The sequence below is a fragment of the Mesorhizobium sp. KACC 23794 genome, from assembly GCF_052180275.1.
Classification (GTDB): domain Bacteria; phylum Pseudomonadota; class Alphaproteobacteria; order Rhizobiales; family Rhizobiaceae; genus Kumtagia.
The window spans coordinates 3,525,746-3,540,646 of record NZ_CP197465.1; the positions used below are offsets into that span (position 1 = coordinate 3,525,746).

At 62.0% G+C, this 14,901-nt stretch carries 18 protein-coding genes and 1 other annotated feature; of the genes, 8 read left to right on the top strand and 10 right to left on the bottom strand.

The features are described 5' to 3' along the window. Positions 1-147: 147 nt before the first annotated feature. The 6 genes from purF to ACSBOB_RS17265 all read right to left on the bottom strand — a co-directional run bounded on the left by purF (position 148) and on the right by ACSBOB_RS17265 (position 6,235). Entirely contained in the window at positions 148-1,617 is a 1,470-nt protein-coding gene (gene purF, locus ACSBOB_RS17240; protein ID WP_442583603.1) for an amidophosphoribosyltransferase, read from the bottom strand. Positions 1,618-1,901: 284 nt separating this feature from the next. Next, on the bottom strand, positions 1,902-2,528 hold the full coding sequence (locus ACSBOB_RS17245; protein ID WP_442583604.1) for a CvpA family protein: 627 nt from the start codon (positions 2,526-2,528) through the stop codon (positions 1,902-1,904). 42 nt (positions 2,529-2,570) lie between these two features. Then, positions 2,571-3,968 carry a DNA repair protein RadA gene (gene radA / locus ACSBOB_RS17250; protein ID WP_442583605.1) on the bottom strand — a complete coding sequence of 466 codons (1,398 nt, stop codon included), beginning with the start codon at positions 3,966-3,968 and terminating at the stop codon, positions 2,571-2,573. Positions 3,969-3,974: 6 nt separating this feature from the next. Then, positions 3,975-4,415, bottom strand: a complete 441-nt coding sequence (locus ACSBOB_RS17255; protein ID WP_442583606.1) for a hypothetical protein — start codon at positions 4,413-4,415, stop codon at positions 3,975-3,977. Positions 4,416-4,418: 3 nt separating this feature from the next. Then, positions 4,419-4,682, bottom strand: a complete 264-nt coding sequence (locus ACSBOB_RS17260; protein WP_442583607.1) for a type II toxin-antitoxin system Phd/YefM family antitoxin — start codon at positions 4,680-4,682, stop codon at positions 4,419-4,421. Positions 4,683-4,744: 62 nt separating this feature from the next. Continuing rightward, on the bottom strand, positions 4,745-6,235 hold the full coding sequence (locus tag ACSBOB_RS17265) for a replicative DNA helicase (RefSeq protein ID WP_442583608.1): 1,491 nt from the start codon (positions 6,233-6,235) through the stop codon (positions 4,745-4,747). A 280-nt stretch (positions 6,236-6,515) separates the two neighbouring features. Between ACSBOB_RS17265 and ACSBOB_RS17270 the strand changes: the two genes are divergently transcribed. Continuing rightward, on the top strand, positions 6,516-7,100 hold the full coding sequence (locus ACSBOB_RS17270; RefSeq protein ID WP_442583609.1) for a hypothetical protein: 585 nt from the start codon (positions 6,516-6,518) through the stop codon (positions 7,098-7,100). 34 nt (positions 7,101-7,134) lie between these two features. Here the strand turns inward: ACSBOB_RS17270 and ACSBOB_RS17275 are convergent, their stop codons facing one another. Continuing rightward, positions 7,135-7,365, bottom strand: coding sequence for a DUF1127 domain-containing protein (locus tag ACSBOB_RS17275; protein WP_442583610.1), 231 nt, complete (start codon positions 7,363-7,365; stop codon positions 7,135-7,137). A gap of 108 nt (positions 7,366-7,473) precedes the next feature. Between ACSBOB_RS17275 and gcvA the strand changes: the two genes are divergently transcribed. Together gcvA and ACSBOB_RS17285 are read left to right on the top strand one after the other, a co-directional pair. Then, the gene (gene gcvA / locus ACSBOB_RS17280; RefSeq protein ID WP_442583611.1) at positions 7,474-8,400 is read left to right on the top strand and encodes a transcriptional regulator GcvA; all 927 of its coding nucleotides are present in this window, start codon (positions 7,474-7,476) and stop codon (positions 8,398-8,400) included. Positions 8,401-8,464: 64 nt separating this feature from the next. Then, a complete protein-coding gene (locus tag ACSBOB_RS17285) occupies positions 8,465-9,175 on the top strand; it encodes an HAD family hydrolase (RefSeq protein ID WP_442583612.1) in 711 nt (236 codons plus the stop codon). A 172-nt stretch (positions 9,176-9,347) separates the two neighbouring features. Here the strand turns inward: ACSBOB_RS17285 and ACSBOB_RS17290 are convergent, their stop codons facing one another. Beyond that, entirely contained in the window at positions 9,348-10,118 is a 771-nt protein-coding gene (locus ACSBOB_RS17290) for an alpha/beta hydrolase (protein WP_442583613.1), read from the bottom strand. Between the two features lie 211 nt (positions 10,119-10,329). Here ACSBOB_RS17290 and ACSBOB_RS17295 point away from each other — a divergent pair, with 211 nt between their 5' ends. Further along, on the top strand, positions 10,330-11,292 hold the full coding sequence (locus ACSBOB_RS17295; protein ID WP_442583755.1) for a cupin domain-containing protein: 963 nt from the start codon (positions 10,330-10,332) through the stop codon (positions 11,290-11,292). A gap of 335 nt (positions 11,293-11,627) precedes the next feature. Here ACSBOB_RS17295 and ACSBOB_RS17300 read toward each other — a convergent pair. Together ACSBOB_RS17300 and ACSBOB_RS17305 are read right to left on the bottom strand one after the other, a co-directional pair. After that, a protein-coding gene (locus ACSBOB_RS17300) for an IS3 family transposase (protein ID WP_442577412.1) occupies positions 11,628-12,859 on the bottom strand; the annotation gives its coding sequence in 2 pieces (ribosomal slippage) (positions 11,628-12,571 and positions 12,571-12,859; 1,233 coding nt in all). After that, positions 12,462-12,578: a sequence feature (AL1L pseudoknot), on the bottom strand. Its footprint overlaps the gene before it by 117 nt. A gap of 15 nt (positions 12,860-12,874) precedes the next feature. Continuing rightward, a complete protein-coding gene (locus ACSBOB_RS17305; protein ID WP_442583614.1) occupies positions 12,875-13,327 on the bottom strand; it encodes a hypothetical protein in 453 nt (150 codons plus the stop codon). Between the two features lie 52 nt (positions 13,328-13,379). Here ACSBOB_RS17305 and ACSBOB_RS17310 point away from each other — a divergent pair, with 52 nt between their 5' ends. The 4 genes from ACSBOB_RS17310 (at position 13,380) to ACSBOB_RS17325 (ending at position 14,875) form a co-directional block, all read left to right on the top strand. Further along, complete coding sequence (locus ACSBOB_RS17310; RefSeq protein WP_442583615.1) at positions 13,380-13,736, top strand: hypothetical protein; 357 nt, start codon at positions 13,380-13,382, stop codon at positions 13,734-13,736. 122 nt (positions 13,737-13,858) lie between these two features. Next, positions 13,859-14,131: a hypothetical protein gene (locus tag ACSBOB_RS17315; RefSeq protein WP_442583616.1), complete on the top strand. Its 273-nt coding sequence runs from the start codon at positions 13,859-13,861 to the stop codon at positions 14,129-14,131. 93 nt (positions 14,132-14,224) lie between these two features. Continuing rightward, on the top strand, positions 14,225-14,581 hold the full coding sequence (locus ACSBOB_RS17320; RefSeq protein WP_442583617.1) for a hypothetical protein: 357 nt from the start codon (positions 14,225-14,227) through the stop codon (positions 14,579-14,581). A gap of 21 nt (positions 14,582-14,602) precedes the next feature. Next, positions 14,603-14,875 (top strand): hypothetical protein, encoded by a 273-nt coding sequence (locus ACSBOB_RS17325; RefSeq protein ID WP_442583618.1) that lies wholly within the window; start codon positions 14,603-14,605, stop codon positions 14,873-14,875. Positions 14,876-14,901 lie beyond the last annotated feature (26 nt).

Sequence of the window (14,901 nt, forward strand, 5' to 3'; positions counted from 1 at the left end):
CCACCCGAGGACTGGCTCATTGCCCGAGGCCGTAGCAAAGAATACGACCTCGAACACCGTTCAGCCTCGAACATCTTGCATGTGCCATATATGACACATGCTCTCGACTTGTCAATTGTTGAAAGGCGCGGCCTGCCCGGTCGTCGTCTACTGCCCGCCGGTCGCCAGCAGCGACAGCGTGCGCACGTTGTCGTGGCCTTCGAAGTCGAGCAGGCGGGTCGGATATTCGTTGGAGAAACAGGCGTCGCAGAATTGCGGCTGCTCGTTGTTGCGCGACGGTTCGCCGACTGCCCGGTAGAGGCCGTCGAGCGACAGGAAGCCCAGCGAATCGACGCGGATGAAGCTCGCCATCTCCTCGACGGTCATGCGCGACGCCAGCAGTTTTGCCTTTTCCGGCGTGTCGACGCCGTAGAAGCAGGAGGCGCGCGTCGGCGGCGAGGCGATGCGCATATGCACTTCCTTGGCACCGGCGTCGCGCACCATCTGCACGATCTTCTGGCTGGTGGTGCCGCGCACGATCGAATCGTCGACGAGCACGACGCGCTTGCCCTCGATGATGCGGCGGTTGGCGTTGTGCTTCAGCCGGACGCCCATATGGCGGATCGAATCGCCCGGCGAGATGAAGGTGCGTCCGACATAGTGGTTTCGGATGATGCCGAGTTCGAACGGGATGCCGGCGGCCTGGCTGAAACCGATCGCCGCAGGCGTTCCGGAATCCGGCACCGGCACGACGAGGTCGGCCTCGACCGGGCTCTCCACCGCCAGTTCGGCGCCGATGCGCTTGCGCACGTCATAAACGTTGCGCCCCTCGACCGACGAATCCGGTCGGGCGAAATAGACATATTCGAACACGCAGAAACGCGATTTCTGCGGCTCGAATGGAAAGATGCTCTCGATGCCCTTGGAGGTGATCACCACCATCTCGCCGGGCTTCAGGTCGCGCACGTAACGCGCGCCGATGATGTCCAGCGCGCAGGTCTCGGAAGCCAGGATCCACGAGCCGTCGAGGTCGCCCAGCACCAGCGGCCGGATGCCCAGCGGGTCGCGGCAGCCGATCATCTTCTTGGCGGTGAGCGCCACCAGCGAGAACGCACCTTCGAGTTGCTTGATCGCATCGATGAAACGCGAATTGGTGTCGCGCTCCTTGCTGGTGGCGACGAGGTGCAGGATCGTCTCGGTGTCGGAGGTCGACGAGAAGATGGAACCTTGCTTCTGCAGCACGCGCTGCACGGTCATGGCGTTCGTAATGTTGCCATTGTGGGCGATCGCCAGCCCACCCTCGGCGAGTTCGGCGAAGAAAGGCTGGACGTTGCGCAGGCCGGCACCGCCGGTGGTGGCGTAGCGCGTGTGGCCGATGGCGCGATTGCCCGGCAGCCGGTCGATCACGGATTGCTTGGTGAAAGTGTCACCAATCAGCCCGACATGGCGTTCGACGTGGAACTGCGTGCCGTCAAAGGAGACTATGCCAGCCGCTTCCTGGCCGCGATGCTGAAGCGCGTGCAGGCCGAGCGTGACGATCGCCGCCGCGTCCTGCCTGCCGAGGATGCCGAACACCCCGCACTCATCGTGGAAATGGTCGTCGGCCTCGGCGGAGAGGGATTCTGCAGCGTCTGCCATCGGGGCACGTCACCCAGTGTCGGAAAACCGTCATATAGGGCAGCCGGGTGTGGGGCGCTACTGCCAATTCGGCATGGCATCCTTGTTGGATTGGATCGCCGGTCCCGTTCGCGTGATCGGGCGGCGAAGGCAGACCGTCCGCTGTCGCGTTCCGAGCCTTGGCGCGGCGCACCTGCTTGCGTGGTCCGCCCGCGCCCGATCGGCCGTGCGTCCGAGAAACCGAAATTCGCATATTTTGCGAGATCGGGAGGAGAATCTCGGCTGAAGCGGGCGGCGAGGCCGAATCAGTTGTTCGCGGGCGGGCTTTCGGCCGGCGGCGTCTCGGCCGGAGCCGAAGGGGTCTCGGCCGGCGGCGCATCCGCAGCCGGGGCTTCCGGCGGCTGCGCTTCGGTGTCACCATCCTCCGGGATGATGCGCTTCAGGATCGAGTTTTCCGGGTTCTCCGGCAGCATGCTCTCCAGCCACTTGCCGATACTTTCCAGCATCGGCCGCGATTTCGCGTTGGCAACCGAGGGCGGCTGCTGGCTGCCGACCAGCCAATTGAAGAGCAGCAGCGCGACCGCCACCACCAGGACGCCGCGCGCCGCGCCATAGACGAAGCCCAGCGTGCGGTCGAGCGCGCCGATGCGCGAATCGATGATCAGGTCGGCGATCTTCATGGTGATCAGCGAGACGATGATCAGCGCAACGACGAAGACGATGCCGGCGGCCGCGGCCATCGCGAACTGCTCGTTGTCGATATAGGGCTGAACGTAGGGTAGCACCGGCTTGTAGAAGAAGTAGGCAGCAGCAGCAGCCGCAACCCACGAGACGACAGACAGCACCTCGCGGGAAAACCCGCGCACCATCGCGAGCATCGCGGAAACCAGCGTGAAGCCGACAAGGATTCCGTCAAGCAGCGTTATCGGCATTCAATCCCCACTTCATCGCCCCGTCGCGCTGCCCGCTTCAAATCAGTCGTCCGCGTCCCGCCTGAGCGAGCCGGCGATCCGCACCACCAGGTCCGTCAGCGTCGCCGGCTGGAACGAAGCCGCGCCGATGCCGGAGCCGGGTTCCTCGCTGCCGCGCGGCAGCACCGCCTGTCCAAAGCCCAGCTTTTCCGCTTCCTTCAGACGCTGCTGCGCATGCGCAACCGGCCTGATCGCACCCGAAAGGCTGATTTCGCCGAAATAGACGCAATCGGCCGGAAGGGCAAGGCCGGTAAGGGAAGAGACGAGGGCCGCCGCGACCGCCAGATCGGCGGCAGGCTCGGAAATCCGGTAGCCGCCGGCTACATTCAGGTAGACGTCGTGCGTGCCGAAGCGCAGCCCGCAATGCGCCTCCAGAACGGCGAGAACCATGGCGAGCCGCGCACCGTCCCAGCCGACCACGGCGCGGCGCGGCGTTCCGAGCGAGGTCGGGGCCACCAGCGCCTGGATTTCGACAAGCACCGGCCGCGTTCCCTCCATGCCGGCGAAAACCGCCGCTCCAGGCGCCGTCGCGTGCCGCTCACCGAGGAAGAGCTCGGAGGGGTTCGACACCTCGCGAAGCCCCTTGTCGGACATCTCGAACACGCCGATCTCGTCGGTCGGACCGAATCGGTTCTTCACCGTGCGCAGGATGCGGTAATGGTGCCCGCCTTCGCCCTCGAAATAGAGCACTGCGTCGACCATGTGCTCGACGACGCGGGGACCGGCGATCTGCCCCTCCTTGGTCACGTGGCCGACCAGCACGATCGCCGCGCCTGTCGATTTTGCGTAGCGGATCATCGTCTGCGCCGCCGAGCGTACCTGCGTCACCGTGCCCGGCGCCGAATCGGCTGCATCCGTCCACAGCGTCTGGATCGAGTCGAGGATCACCAGATCCGGTCGCTTGCCGTCGGCGATGGTCGCCAATATGTCCTCGACATTGGTCTCGGCCGCCAGTTCGACCGTCGAATTTGCCACGCCGAGGCGCTGGGCGCGCAGCCTGATCTGTGCCACCGCCTCTTCGCCCGAGACGTAGACGATGCGGTGCCCTCTGCTGGCCAGTGCCGCCGCCGCCTGGGTCAGCAGCGTCGATTTGCCGATGCCGGGATCGCCGCCGACCAGCAGGGCCGAGCCGCGGACAAAGCCGCCGCCGGTGGCGCGGTCCAGTTCGCCGATGCCCGACGCGATGCGCGGAGCGTCCTCGATCTCGCCGGAAAGCGAGGTGAGCACGACGGCGCGCCCCTTGCGGGTCGAGCGCATCGACGCCGGCCCGCTGCCGATGCCGCCAGCCGTGCCTTCCTCGACGAGTGTGTTCCACTCACCGCAGGCCTCGCACTTGCCGGCCCATCGCGACGTGACGTTGCCGCAGGCCTGGCAGATGAACTGGATGCGGGGTTTGGCCATGCGAGGTTATTCGGAACGCACGATGGTGGTCGCCGATTGGGTTCTCGCAGCCTCGAGAAATCCCTTCCTGATTCTCATGAACAATCCGTAGGGAAGTTCGCCGAGCGCGAAACTGTCTGGCTTTTTCAGACTTGCCCGGCGCAGGTCGGGTCCGGGCCAAAAAAACCGATTTGCTTCAGTGAGAATCACCCATGACCTCTCATCATCAAGTCCGAGGCGTCGCTTGGTATCGGCGGGAATCTCGACAGCTTCGTCAGCACTGGACGGAGGTCGGTGCGTGATCGGGAGCACCGTTACTCTCGGTCTGGCCAACTCGCCCTTGACGACCAACACAATCGCACACGGCCGATCTTTCTGCCCTTCCTCCAACCCGCGCAGATAATCCGATCGCCACAGGTAGCTGTAGCGGATCACCAGACCGGCAGTGGGTTCGGGCAGATCTGCCAAGCGTCAGCTATCGAGCTCGTGGTCGAATGCCTTCGAGCTTTCGGGCGGCTCGGAGGCTGCGATAGCTGCGATGTCTTCTTCGGTGAAGTCTCCCAAACCCAGCACTTCCCGGTCCCTGCGCTTCAATCGATGGTATTCCTCCGTCGAGAGCAAAACCGTCCGCTCGCGTCCGTTGCGTGTCACCGCCACAGGCTGCGTGAGCGCGAGATCCTGATATCGACCGATGTTGCGCTGGAATTCTGCCGCGCTTACCTTGAGCATGGTCATGCACCTCATGCATTCTGCATAAATTATGTATAATGCATAAAATAAGCGACGCCAAGCCGCAGCTACTCCTCCCGGTATGGCAGATGAGAATCCTCCGCCAGGTCGAAGAAGCGCGTGAACTCGCCCTGGAAGCCCAGTCCCACCGAGCCTGTCGGGCCGTGGCGCTGCTTGGCGATGATGCATTCGGCCTTGCCGCGCGCATCGTTCATCTCGCCTTCCCATTTGATGTATTCCTCAGTGCCGGGTTTCGGCTCCTTGTTCTTGAGATAATATTCCTCGCGGTAGACGAACAGCACCACGTCGGCGTCCTGCTCGATCGAGCCGGATTCGCGCAGGTCGGAAAGCTGCGGGCGCTTGTCGTCGCGGCTTTCTACCTGGCGTGACAGCTGCGACAGCGCGATGATCGGCACCGCTAGCTCTTTTGCCAGTGCCTTGAGGCCGGTCGTGATCTCGGTGATCTCCTGCACGCGGTTCTGCGAGGCGCGGGCGCTGCTGCCCTGCATCAGCTGGATATAGTCGATGACGATCAGGTCCAGCCCGCGCTGGCGCTTCAGCCGCCGTGCCCGCGCGGCGAGCTGGGCAATGGAGATGCCGCCGGTCGAATCGATGAACAGCGGGATTTTCTGCAGCATCTGCGTGCAGCTGACCAGTTTTTCGAAATCCGCCTCGGTGAGGTCGCCGCGGCGGATCTTCGAGGAAGGCACCTCCGCCTGCTCGGAGATGATGCGGGTGGCGAGCTGTTCCGACGACATTTCGAGCGAGAAGAACCCGACCACGCCGCCATTGGCTGCCTTGAACGAACCGTCCGCCTGCTGCGCCGGCTCATAGGCATGGGCGACGTTGAAGGCGATGTTGGTGACCAGCGAGGTCTTGCCCATGCCGGGGCGGCCGGCCAGCACGATCAGGTCGGACGATTGCAGGCCGCCCATGCGGGCGTCGAGGTCGCGAAGGCCCGTTGCGGTGCCGGAAAGGTGACCGTCGCGCATATAGGCGGCGCTGGCCATGTCGATCGCGGTCTTGATCGCGTCGGAAAAACTCTCAAAGCCGCCGTCGTAGCGGCCGGTCTCGGCCAGTTCGAACAACCTGCGCTCGGCGTCCTCGATCTGGTCTTGCGGCGCCATGTCGACCGGCGCGTCATAGGCGATGTTGACCATGTCCTCGCCGACCGTGATCAGCGCCCGGCGGGTGGCGAGATCGTAGATGGCGCGGCCGTAGTCGGCGGCGTTGATGACCGTCACCGCCTCCGCCGCCAGCCGGGCGAGATAATGGGCGACGGTCATGTCGCCGACTTTCTCGTCGGCCGGCAAAAATGTCTTCATGGTCACCGGATTGGCCATCTTGCCCATCCGGATCAGTTCGGCCCCCACCTCGAATATTTTTCGATGCAGCGGTTCGTGGAAATGACCGGACTTCAGAAAATCCGAGACCCGGTAGAAGGCGTCGTTGTTGACGAGGATCGCTCCCAGCAGCGCCTGCTCGGCCTCGATGTTGTTCGGCGCCTCGCGATAGAGCGGGGTTTCCGCCACCGCGAACTTGCGTGCTGCCTCAGCCATGATGTCCTCTATCCGCTCCACCTCTCGGTAGCAGAAGCGTTGGGCATGGAGTCAACCGGCTTGAGCTTGATCGCCGGTCCTTTTGTAGGGTCGCGCCGGTCATCCACAGGACGCTGTTCACAACCGCGAAACCGCTTGACTCGTCATCGCTAGAATTATCAAACGACACAGAACATATCAAGAACAAATAGGCAGAATCGTACGCTGATTTTCACCATGCGGATTGGCTTCTGCGCTTGTTCGTGCTTTCTTTTTTGCGATGCACAAAGGGGCGGCCAGGATGAAGACCGGAAGGGTGATAGTTGTTGCGAGCCTTTTGGCAGGCATGGTCGCGATGCTTTCGGCGGTCGTAGTTCACGCGGCGTCCGAACAGGATCAGGTCGCCTTGTTCGAGAAGGTCAAGGGCGAGGGCAAGTCTGGCATCGCCCACAAGACCAAGCCTGTCGACGCGCGTCCGGCCGTGGCCGGCGAGGTGGTGGTCACCATCATCAAGGGCGAGGGCGTGGAAACAAAATCCAAGCCCGCCGAGGCAGGGGACTGGGTGGTGCGCAACCGCTGCCCCGAGACCGGCAACGAGGAGATATTGGTCAAGGCCGCCAAATTCCCGACCCGCTACGGCGAGCCGCAGTCTGAACCGGATGCGCAGGGCTATCGCACATTCGCGCCGAAGGGCGACGACATGGGCTATTTCATCGTCTCGGCGGAACTGGGTGAATTCACCTTCAAGGCGCCGTGGGGCGAGCAGATGGTGGCAAAACCCGGTGATGCGATCGTGCAGGTGCCTTCCGACCCGAGCGACACCTATCGCATCGCTGCCGCTTCGTTCGCCTGCACCTACGAGATCGTGACGCCGGCCAAGCCCTGACAGCCCGACGACGGGGCCGAGCCGGCCCCGCCTGTCACCGCCGCAGCGACCGCAGGCTGATGCGGCTCATCTCGCTGTCGATCCGCGCCGCGATGTCGCTGCGTTCCAGGCCGACATCCTGCAGGTCGCGGTCGGAGAGCTTGCCGAGTTCGTCGATCGCCTGATGCCGCGAGATCGTCGCGTGCAGGTATTCCAGCAGGCGCAACGCCAGTGACGACAGCCCCGCGGAGTGCTGCCGGTGGGCCTTGATGGTGAGGGCGGACATGTTGAAACCCTTTCGAGGGATATGATGTGAGCCTCAAAATACGCCGTTGAATTGAAAAGGAAAAACGAGCAATATTTGCACGATCTATGAATTTCCTTTGAAGATGCCATGACGCTCCACATTCCCGGCACCCGCGCGCTAAAGGTGTTCGACGCGGCCAGCCGCCACCTGAATTTTTCGCGCGCGGCGGCGGAACTGGGCCTGACGCCGGCCGCCGTCAGCCATCAGATCAAGGAGACCGAGGACCAGCTCGGCATGGCGCTGTTCATCCGCACCAGCCGCAGCATCCGCCTGACCCAGGCCGGCGCGGTTTTCCACGAGGCGGCGGTCGAGGCGCTGGAGGGGCTCGCCAAGGCGGTTGCCCGGGCGAAAAAATTGTCGCGCGGCGTCACGCAGCTCAAGCTCACGATGGACGGGACATTCGCATCGAAATGGATGGTGCCTCGGCTCGACCGGTTCCGGGCGAGATGGCCCGATATGGATCTACGCTTCGACATCTCTTACGATCTGCGCGATTTCGACCACGACGACGTCGATGTCGCCGTACGCTTCGGCACGGGAAAATATCCCGGCATCATGACGCACCGCCTGTTCGACAACGTGATCTTTCCGGTCTGCAGCCCGCGCCTGCTGAAGTCCGGGCCGCCGCTGGAAGTGCCGCGTGACCTGCTGCGTCATACGCTGGTCCATATCGAATGGTCGCGGCAGGGCGTCACCTGGCCGAACTGGCGCATGTGGATGGCCGCCGCCGGGGTCGAGGATTTCGACGACAGCCGCTGCGTGCTGTTCGCCTCATCGTCCTATGTCATCCAGGCGGCAATCGAGGGCAGCGTCGTCGCGCTGTGCGATTTCTCGATGGTCGCCAACGACCTTTCCGAGGGGCGGCTGGTGCGGCCCTTCGATCTCGGCATGAAGGTCACGCCGGAATATGCCTATCACCTGGCCTACCCGACAGTTGCAGCCGACGATCCGCGCATCGCCGCGTTCCGTGAATGGATCCTCGAAGAGGCACGCCTGGCGTCGCTGGAGAGTTGATCCCGCCCGCCGGTTGTCTTGTCGCCGAGCGCGCGATAGGCCATGCCGAAACGGCGAGGTACTTATGGCTGCGGTGACGACGATCGGCTTCGACGCTGATGACACGCTCTGGCAGAACGAGCAGTTCTTCCGGCTGACGGAGGAGCGATTCCAAGCTTTGCTTGCCGACCATGCACCACCGGGCGACCTGGTTTCGCGGCTGCTCGAGGCGGAAAAACGCAACCTCGCGCATTACGGATTCGGCATCAAGGGTTTTACCCTGTCGATGATCGAGACGGCGGTCGAGGTCACCGGGGGAAAGGTCCCCGCCGCCGTGATCGGCCAGATCCTGGAAGCCGGCCGCGAGATGCTGTCGCATCCGGTCGAGACCTTGCCGCATGCCGCCGACACGCTCGCGCGGCTGGCCGGACATTACCGCATCGTGCTCATCACCAAGGGCGACCTGTTCGACCAGGAGCGCAAGCTGGCGCAATCGGGCCTGGGCGACATGTTCGACGCCGTGGAGATCGTCAGCGACAAGTCGGCCGCCACCTACGAGCGCATCTTTGCCCGCCACGGCGACGGTGCCGATACCGCGATGATGATCGGCAATTCGCTGAAATCCGACGTGGTGCCGGCGATCCGGGCGGGAAGCTGGGGCGTCTTCGTCCCGCACCCGCTGACCTGGGTGTTCGAGCATGTCGAACCCCCGCTCGGCGAGCCGCAGTTCCGCGAACTCGTGCATCTCGGCGAACTGCCGGAGTTGCTGGAGAAGATCGGTAGCGTCTCGGTTTGAGTGTCCGGTTTCGGCCTATCCTGGCTGCAACGACGATGATGCCATTGCCCAAAAGCCGACACTCGAATTGGAATATCTTTCATTTCTTGGATCGTGAGACTGCCCCAGGCGTGCCCGTTCCTCAGAGAGTGAGCGTTGGGCTCCCGGCACGAAGGCGCCGGGAGCCCGATCGTCACTTCACAAGCGCGGCCTTTTCAATCACCGCGGCGACTTCCTTCGCGTGGACGACGAGCGAGGCATGGCTGCCGGCGACCTCCGTCGTCTGGGCCTTCATCTCGGCGGCGAAAAACTTCTGGGCCTCGGGCGCGATCACCTTGTCCTTGGTGCTGATCACATAGAATGTCGGCTTGTCGCGCCAGGCGGCCGTATCGACCGGTGCCTCGAACGCCGTGTGGTTCAGCGGAAGCTGATGGTTTGCCAGGGATTCGGCGATCTGCGGGGGCAGGTCAGCGGCGACCGCTGAAGGAAACACCTTGGGATCGATGGTGAGGTTGCCTTTGTCGTCCGGACGTATAGCCGCGGCACCTTCGGTTGCCGGACCGCTCTTGGCGAGCGTCGCAAGGGATTGTCCCACATCCGGCGCGAACGCGGAGACATAGACCAATGCCGACACCTTGGGATCGTTGCCTGCTTCGGTGATGACCACGCCGCCCCAGGAGTGACCGACGAGGACGGTCTTGCCGTTCTGTTTCGCAAGCGCCTGCTTGGTCGCATCGACGTCCGCAGCGAGTGAGGTGAGCGGGTTTTCGACGAGCGTGACGTTGTAGCCCTTCTTCGTGAGGATGTCGGCAACGGGCTTCCAACTCGTCTGGTCGACGAAAGCGCCATGGACGAGTACGATGTTGTGAGCTGCACCCTTGGGCAGTTGAGCTGATTGGGCGGGGGCGGCAAATGTTGCTCCGGCCATGAGGACGGTGGCGACCGAGAGTAGAAGATTTCGCATGGTTTGCTCCTGTTGGGATGGCGGACGAATTAGGTCCAGAGAAGGGCAGGCGTCGGCAAAGTCGCGGTTCTTCCATCAGCCATTCTGCGAAATGGTATGCCGCGCGACGTGTTGGCTCGACCTGAGGTGAAGTAGGACCTGGAGTTCTCGGACGTTAGGCTTCAATCGTCCGAATATTGTGTCTGACCGTCCGCTGTATTAGCGTATGGCGATGGATGTCCTTGCCCAAGTGCTCGATCGCGTCCGCCTCGGTGGGACTCTGCTCTTCCACTTCGAGCTCGGCTATCCGTGGAATCTGGCATTGCCGGCGCGCCCCTACGCCCTGTTCCACTATCTCAGTCGCGGCTCAGCTACCCTCGTGCTTGAACAGGGACGAGAACTCCGGATGACTGAGGGCGACTTTGTCGTCGTCACGCGCGGCGAGCCGCACCTGATTTATTCGGACCGCGGGGCGAAGCCTTTACAGATCCTGGACCTCGATCGACCGTCCGGACGCCTTGGCGTCGTTCGTCATGGAGGCGACGCACAGCCGCTCTCGACGATGATCTGCGGCAATTTCACTGTGGAGCGGCCCTCGCGCGGCAGCGTCTTGGAATTGCTTCCGCCTCTGCTTCTCTTGAAGCCGACAGACGGCGGCGGAGGGCTCGAGACGCTTCTGGAACGCATGGTTAGCGAGTCGTCGTTTGCGCGTCCCGGCCAGGACATCGCACTGTCGCGGCTGACAGAAGTACTCTTCGTCGAGGTGTTGCGGAGCTGGATCGAGTCTCTCGAATACGGAGAGGGCGGGTGGCTCGGGGCGATGGCGGACCCGCACATAGGACCGGCGCTTCAGTTGATCCACGAACGACCGGATCAGCCCTGGACCCTCGGCGACCTTGGGCACCGCGTGGGGCTCGGTCGCTCTGCTTTTTCGGCTCGCTTCACCAAGCTCGTTGGCCAGCCCATGTACCGTTACCTGATCGCACGCCGAATGTCGGAGGCTGCGTTTCTGCTCGAAACAAGCGACGAGGGAATCGCACGGATTGCGACCCGTGTCGGCTACGAGACCGCGGCCGCGTTTTCGAAGCTGTTCCATCGACATCATGGCCTATCGCCTGGCCGTTACCGAGCAACTCGGCGCTCTGACGGCGGCCCCAGTCAATTTGACATTCTAGAAGTAGAAGTCACCGACTGAGACGAACAGGCTAAAGGTCGTTCAGCAACGAGCCGAGCGTAACACTGCCGAATGCTGATTCACGCAGGCGCCTGGCTCCGGAGGACCTCCTTACCGCCAGTTGGGAAGACATTTGAGGCGAACGGCAGCTTACGGGATTCGCGATCCAGGGAGTCAACGTCGCAGATGCGGCGCAAAGCGGTCACTAACGTCTCGACTGACTTCCGTCGGCTTTGGGCTAAAGCCGGTCGTCGCCTTGGTCGAGCCAACGTTCGCTTTCCAGGCTACCTTTCTGAAAGCCGCCGTTCACCAGAAGCTGAACCGCGCCGGGTTTGCCGGAGGCCGTTTGGTTTGAGTCACGCCGCCATGGCTGGTTTGTCCAGCATGGCGTAGTAGCGTGCCTCGGCTTCGGCCGGCGGGATGTTGCCGATGGGCTCCAGCAGCCGGCGATTGTTGAACCAGTCCACCCATTCCAGCGTCGCGAACTCGACGACCTCGAAGGAGCGCCACGGCCCGCGCCGGTGAATGACCTCGGCCTTGTAGAGTCCGTTGATCGTCTCGGCCAGCGCGTTGTCATAGGAATCGCCGACGCTGCCGACCGATGGCTCGACACCGGCCTCGGCCAGGCGCTCGGTGTATTTGATCGACACGTATTGGCTGCCCCTGTCGCTGTGGTGAACCAGGCCGCCGCCATGGAGCGGACGCCGGTCATGAAGCGCCTGCTCCAGAGCATCGAGGACGAAGCCGGCATGCGCCGATCGGCTCGCCCGCCAGCCGACGATCCGGCGGGCATAGGCGTCGATGACGAAGGCTACTACGTAGACGAAGCCGGCCCAGGTCGCGACATAGGTGAAGTCGGAGACCCACAGCCTGTTCGGCGCCTGCGCGTGGAACTGGCGATTGACCTGATCCAGCGGACAGGGCGCGGTCCTGTCGCTGATCGTCGTCTTCACCGGCTTGCCGCGGATCGCCCCTTCGAGGCCCATTTCCCGCATCAGCCGCGAGACGGCGCAGCGGGCGACGTCGAAGCCTTCCCGCCTGAGCTGCCGCCAGACCTTGCGCACGCCGTAGACGCGGAAGTTCTCCTCGAACACGCGCCGCACCTCGATCTTGAGTTCCTCATCCCGCTTCGCCCGCGCCGACAGCCGGGAGGGATCGCGCCGCTTGGCGACATGGTCGTGGTAGGTCGACGGGGCGATCGGCAGCACCTTGCAGATCGGCTCGACCCCATGCGCCTCGCGGTGATCGTCGATGAACGCGATCATGGCTTGAACCGGCGGTCGAGCTCCGCCATCGCAAAATAAGCGCTCGCCTTGCGCAGGATCTCGTTGGCCTGACGCAGCTCCCGGTTCTCCCGCTCCAGAGCCTTCAGCTTCTCGGCGACCTCGGTGGGAAGGCCGGCGCGCACGCCGCTGTCCACCTCAGCCTTCTTCACCCATCCATTGAGCGACTGCGCCGTGCAGCCGATCTTTGCCGCGATCGAGGACACCGCTGCCCAGCGTGATGAATGCTCGCTTTCGTGGTCCAAAACCATGCGCACCGCGCGGGCGCGCACTTCGGGAGAAAACCTGTTCGTCGTCTTGCTCATGATGGCTCCACCTTCTCAAGGTTTGGAGCCTCCGGCAAACCCGGCGCGGTTCATATCGAGAATCGCCACGCCACTATCGGGCTGGAAGAGTAAAAATTCGAAGAATCGGCAATTAGATATCAGGAAAAGAATCTGCTCCAATTTCCCTTGGTAAGCTAGCCACGGAGGGCTATCTTCATCTGTAGTCAGCAAAACAACCTGTGATCCATTTCCGGCCAACTCGCAAAGAATCGTCAAACATTCGTCATTGTTGCGATGGGAAAATGTCGTGGTCGGAACTTTTAAGCTCTCCCACCAATTCAAAAAGCTGTCGTCAAGAACGAATCGCTGTCGTAACATCTTAGTGCAGTGGATCGCATCTAAGTCGGAGACTGAGATCGCACCGCAGGCGCTTGCAGCGTCGTGTAATTCCCTCTTCAATTCTAAGTCGATTGCCACGAATAACCTAAAGGCTGAATAGCCCAACATACGACAGCTTTCCACCCATTGCGGACGCTACCGCCGATTGGCATGGTAAGCTATGGGCGTGATCTCCTTCGATAAGACTGGTGAGGTTTGGGGCGCCAGTTCTCGCATCATCTACGCCATGCTCCATGACATGATGGACATGGCGGGGCCGCGTCCCTTTCTCACCGCGTTCATTCAAGCCTTTGATCATGGCTACAATGCCATCGGTCTCGACGAGGTGTCGCTTGCCGAGCACCAGGAATTCAGCACCCTCGTGCGGCGCTTCGTCCAGACAGGGAAATGGCGCGGATATGCGCAGGGAAAGATGGAGCAGTTCGAGCTTGACGTGATGTTGCAGAGGCTCGAACAACTCACCGAAGCCTCATTGGCGGTCCGGCATGCGGCAGCGAGACAGCAGCGGGGCAACTAATCCATATCTGCTTTCCGCTCATTGCGAAAATTTGCATTTATCTGGGAACGCCATGAAGGAACCGATCATGAGGATCACAACGGCCGAGAGTCTGGACGCTTTGGAGGGCGAGTTCACGTCTGATGACGGGTTTTTCTCAAAGCTCCATTTTCGTACGTTTCGAACCTGAAGCCGGCATGCGCCTTTTGGCTTATGTCAAAGCCCTAAGTCTGTCGTCAGATCACCGGACAAACTACCGACTCCTTTGGCTGTTGTGGCAAGCGCAGATTGATCTGGAGATTGCTTCCGCTCATGAAGTTGGTGGGAGAGAATTTACGCAATTACAGGAAAAGCTGTTTCCAGAGTTCGCCCGAATATTCGACACAGAGCTTCGACCTTTAGGGGGGCAGAGCTAAGGGATCCAATAGTCCGCTTTCCACCCATTGCGGACCATGCCCCCAGGCGTGCATTGTCCTGACGCTATGACAAACACTTCGATACTGAAGGGAATGCGGGGCCTCGTAAGCCTCTTCGTTCAGCATTGCGAAGACCGCGAAACGCTGGAGCAGCTTGGCCGGACGATCCAGGATCGCGGCTCCTGGACCAAGGCTCACGGCGCATTCGGGAATATTCGTGCCAAAACGCTGAAGGCCGAACGTCGATCCGATCGCAAGCTCGAGGCACAATATCTATTTGAAGAAGCCTGTGCGAAGACCCTCTACAATCTGACACACCCGCAGGGGCCTTTTGATCCAGATTCGCCATATTGGATTATCCCAAATGCGTTGAGCCTGGCGGCGGAGCTTGGGATCGATCCGATTGAGGTCATCAAATTAGTTGGAAATAAATCGGGCGGTTTTGATTGACCGTTTGCCATAGCTGCCAGCATGTCGACCATCGACGCCAGTATTTTAAACCAGTTGCCACTCGCTGACATCGAGAGCGTCGCGTTCTACAAGCGCGACGAGATCACCACCGATTTGATTTGTTGCGAGGTGAAGATTGACGGCAAAATCTGGTTCTTCCACGAGGAGTGGATGGGCTGGAGCCTGCTGCTGGAGCATGTTCAGAAGCTGCCGGGTTTTCGCGCTGATTGGTTTGCTGCCGTATCAAGTCCGGCTTTCGAGACCTGTGAAACGGTCGCATTTCGCCGCGTTTGACGGAGCCGCTTTCCATTCGCAACCGA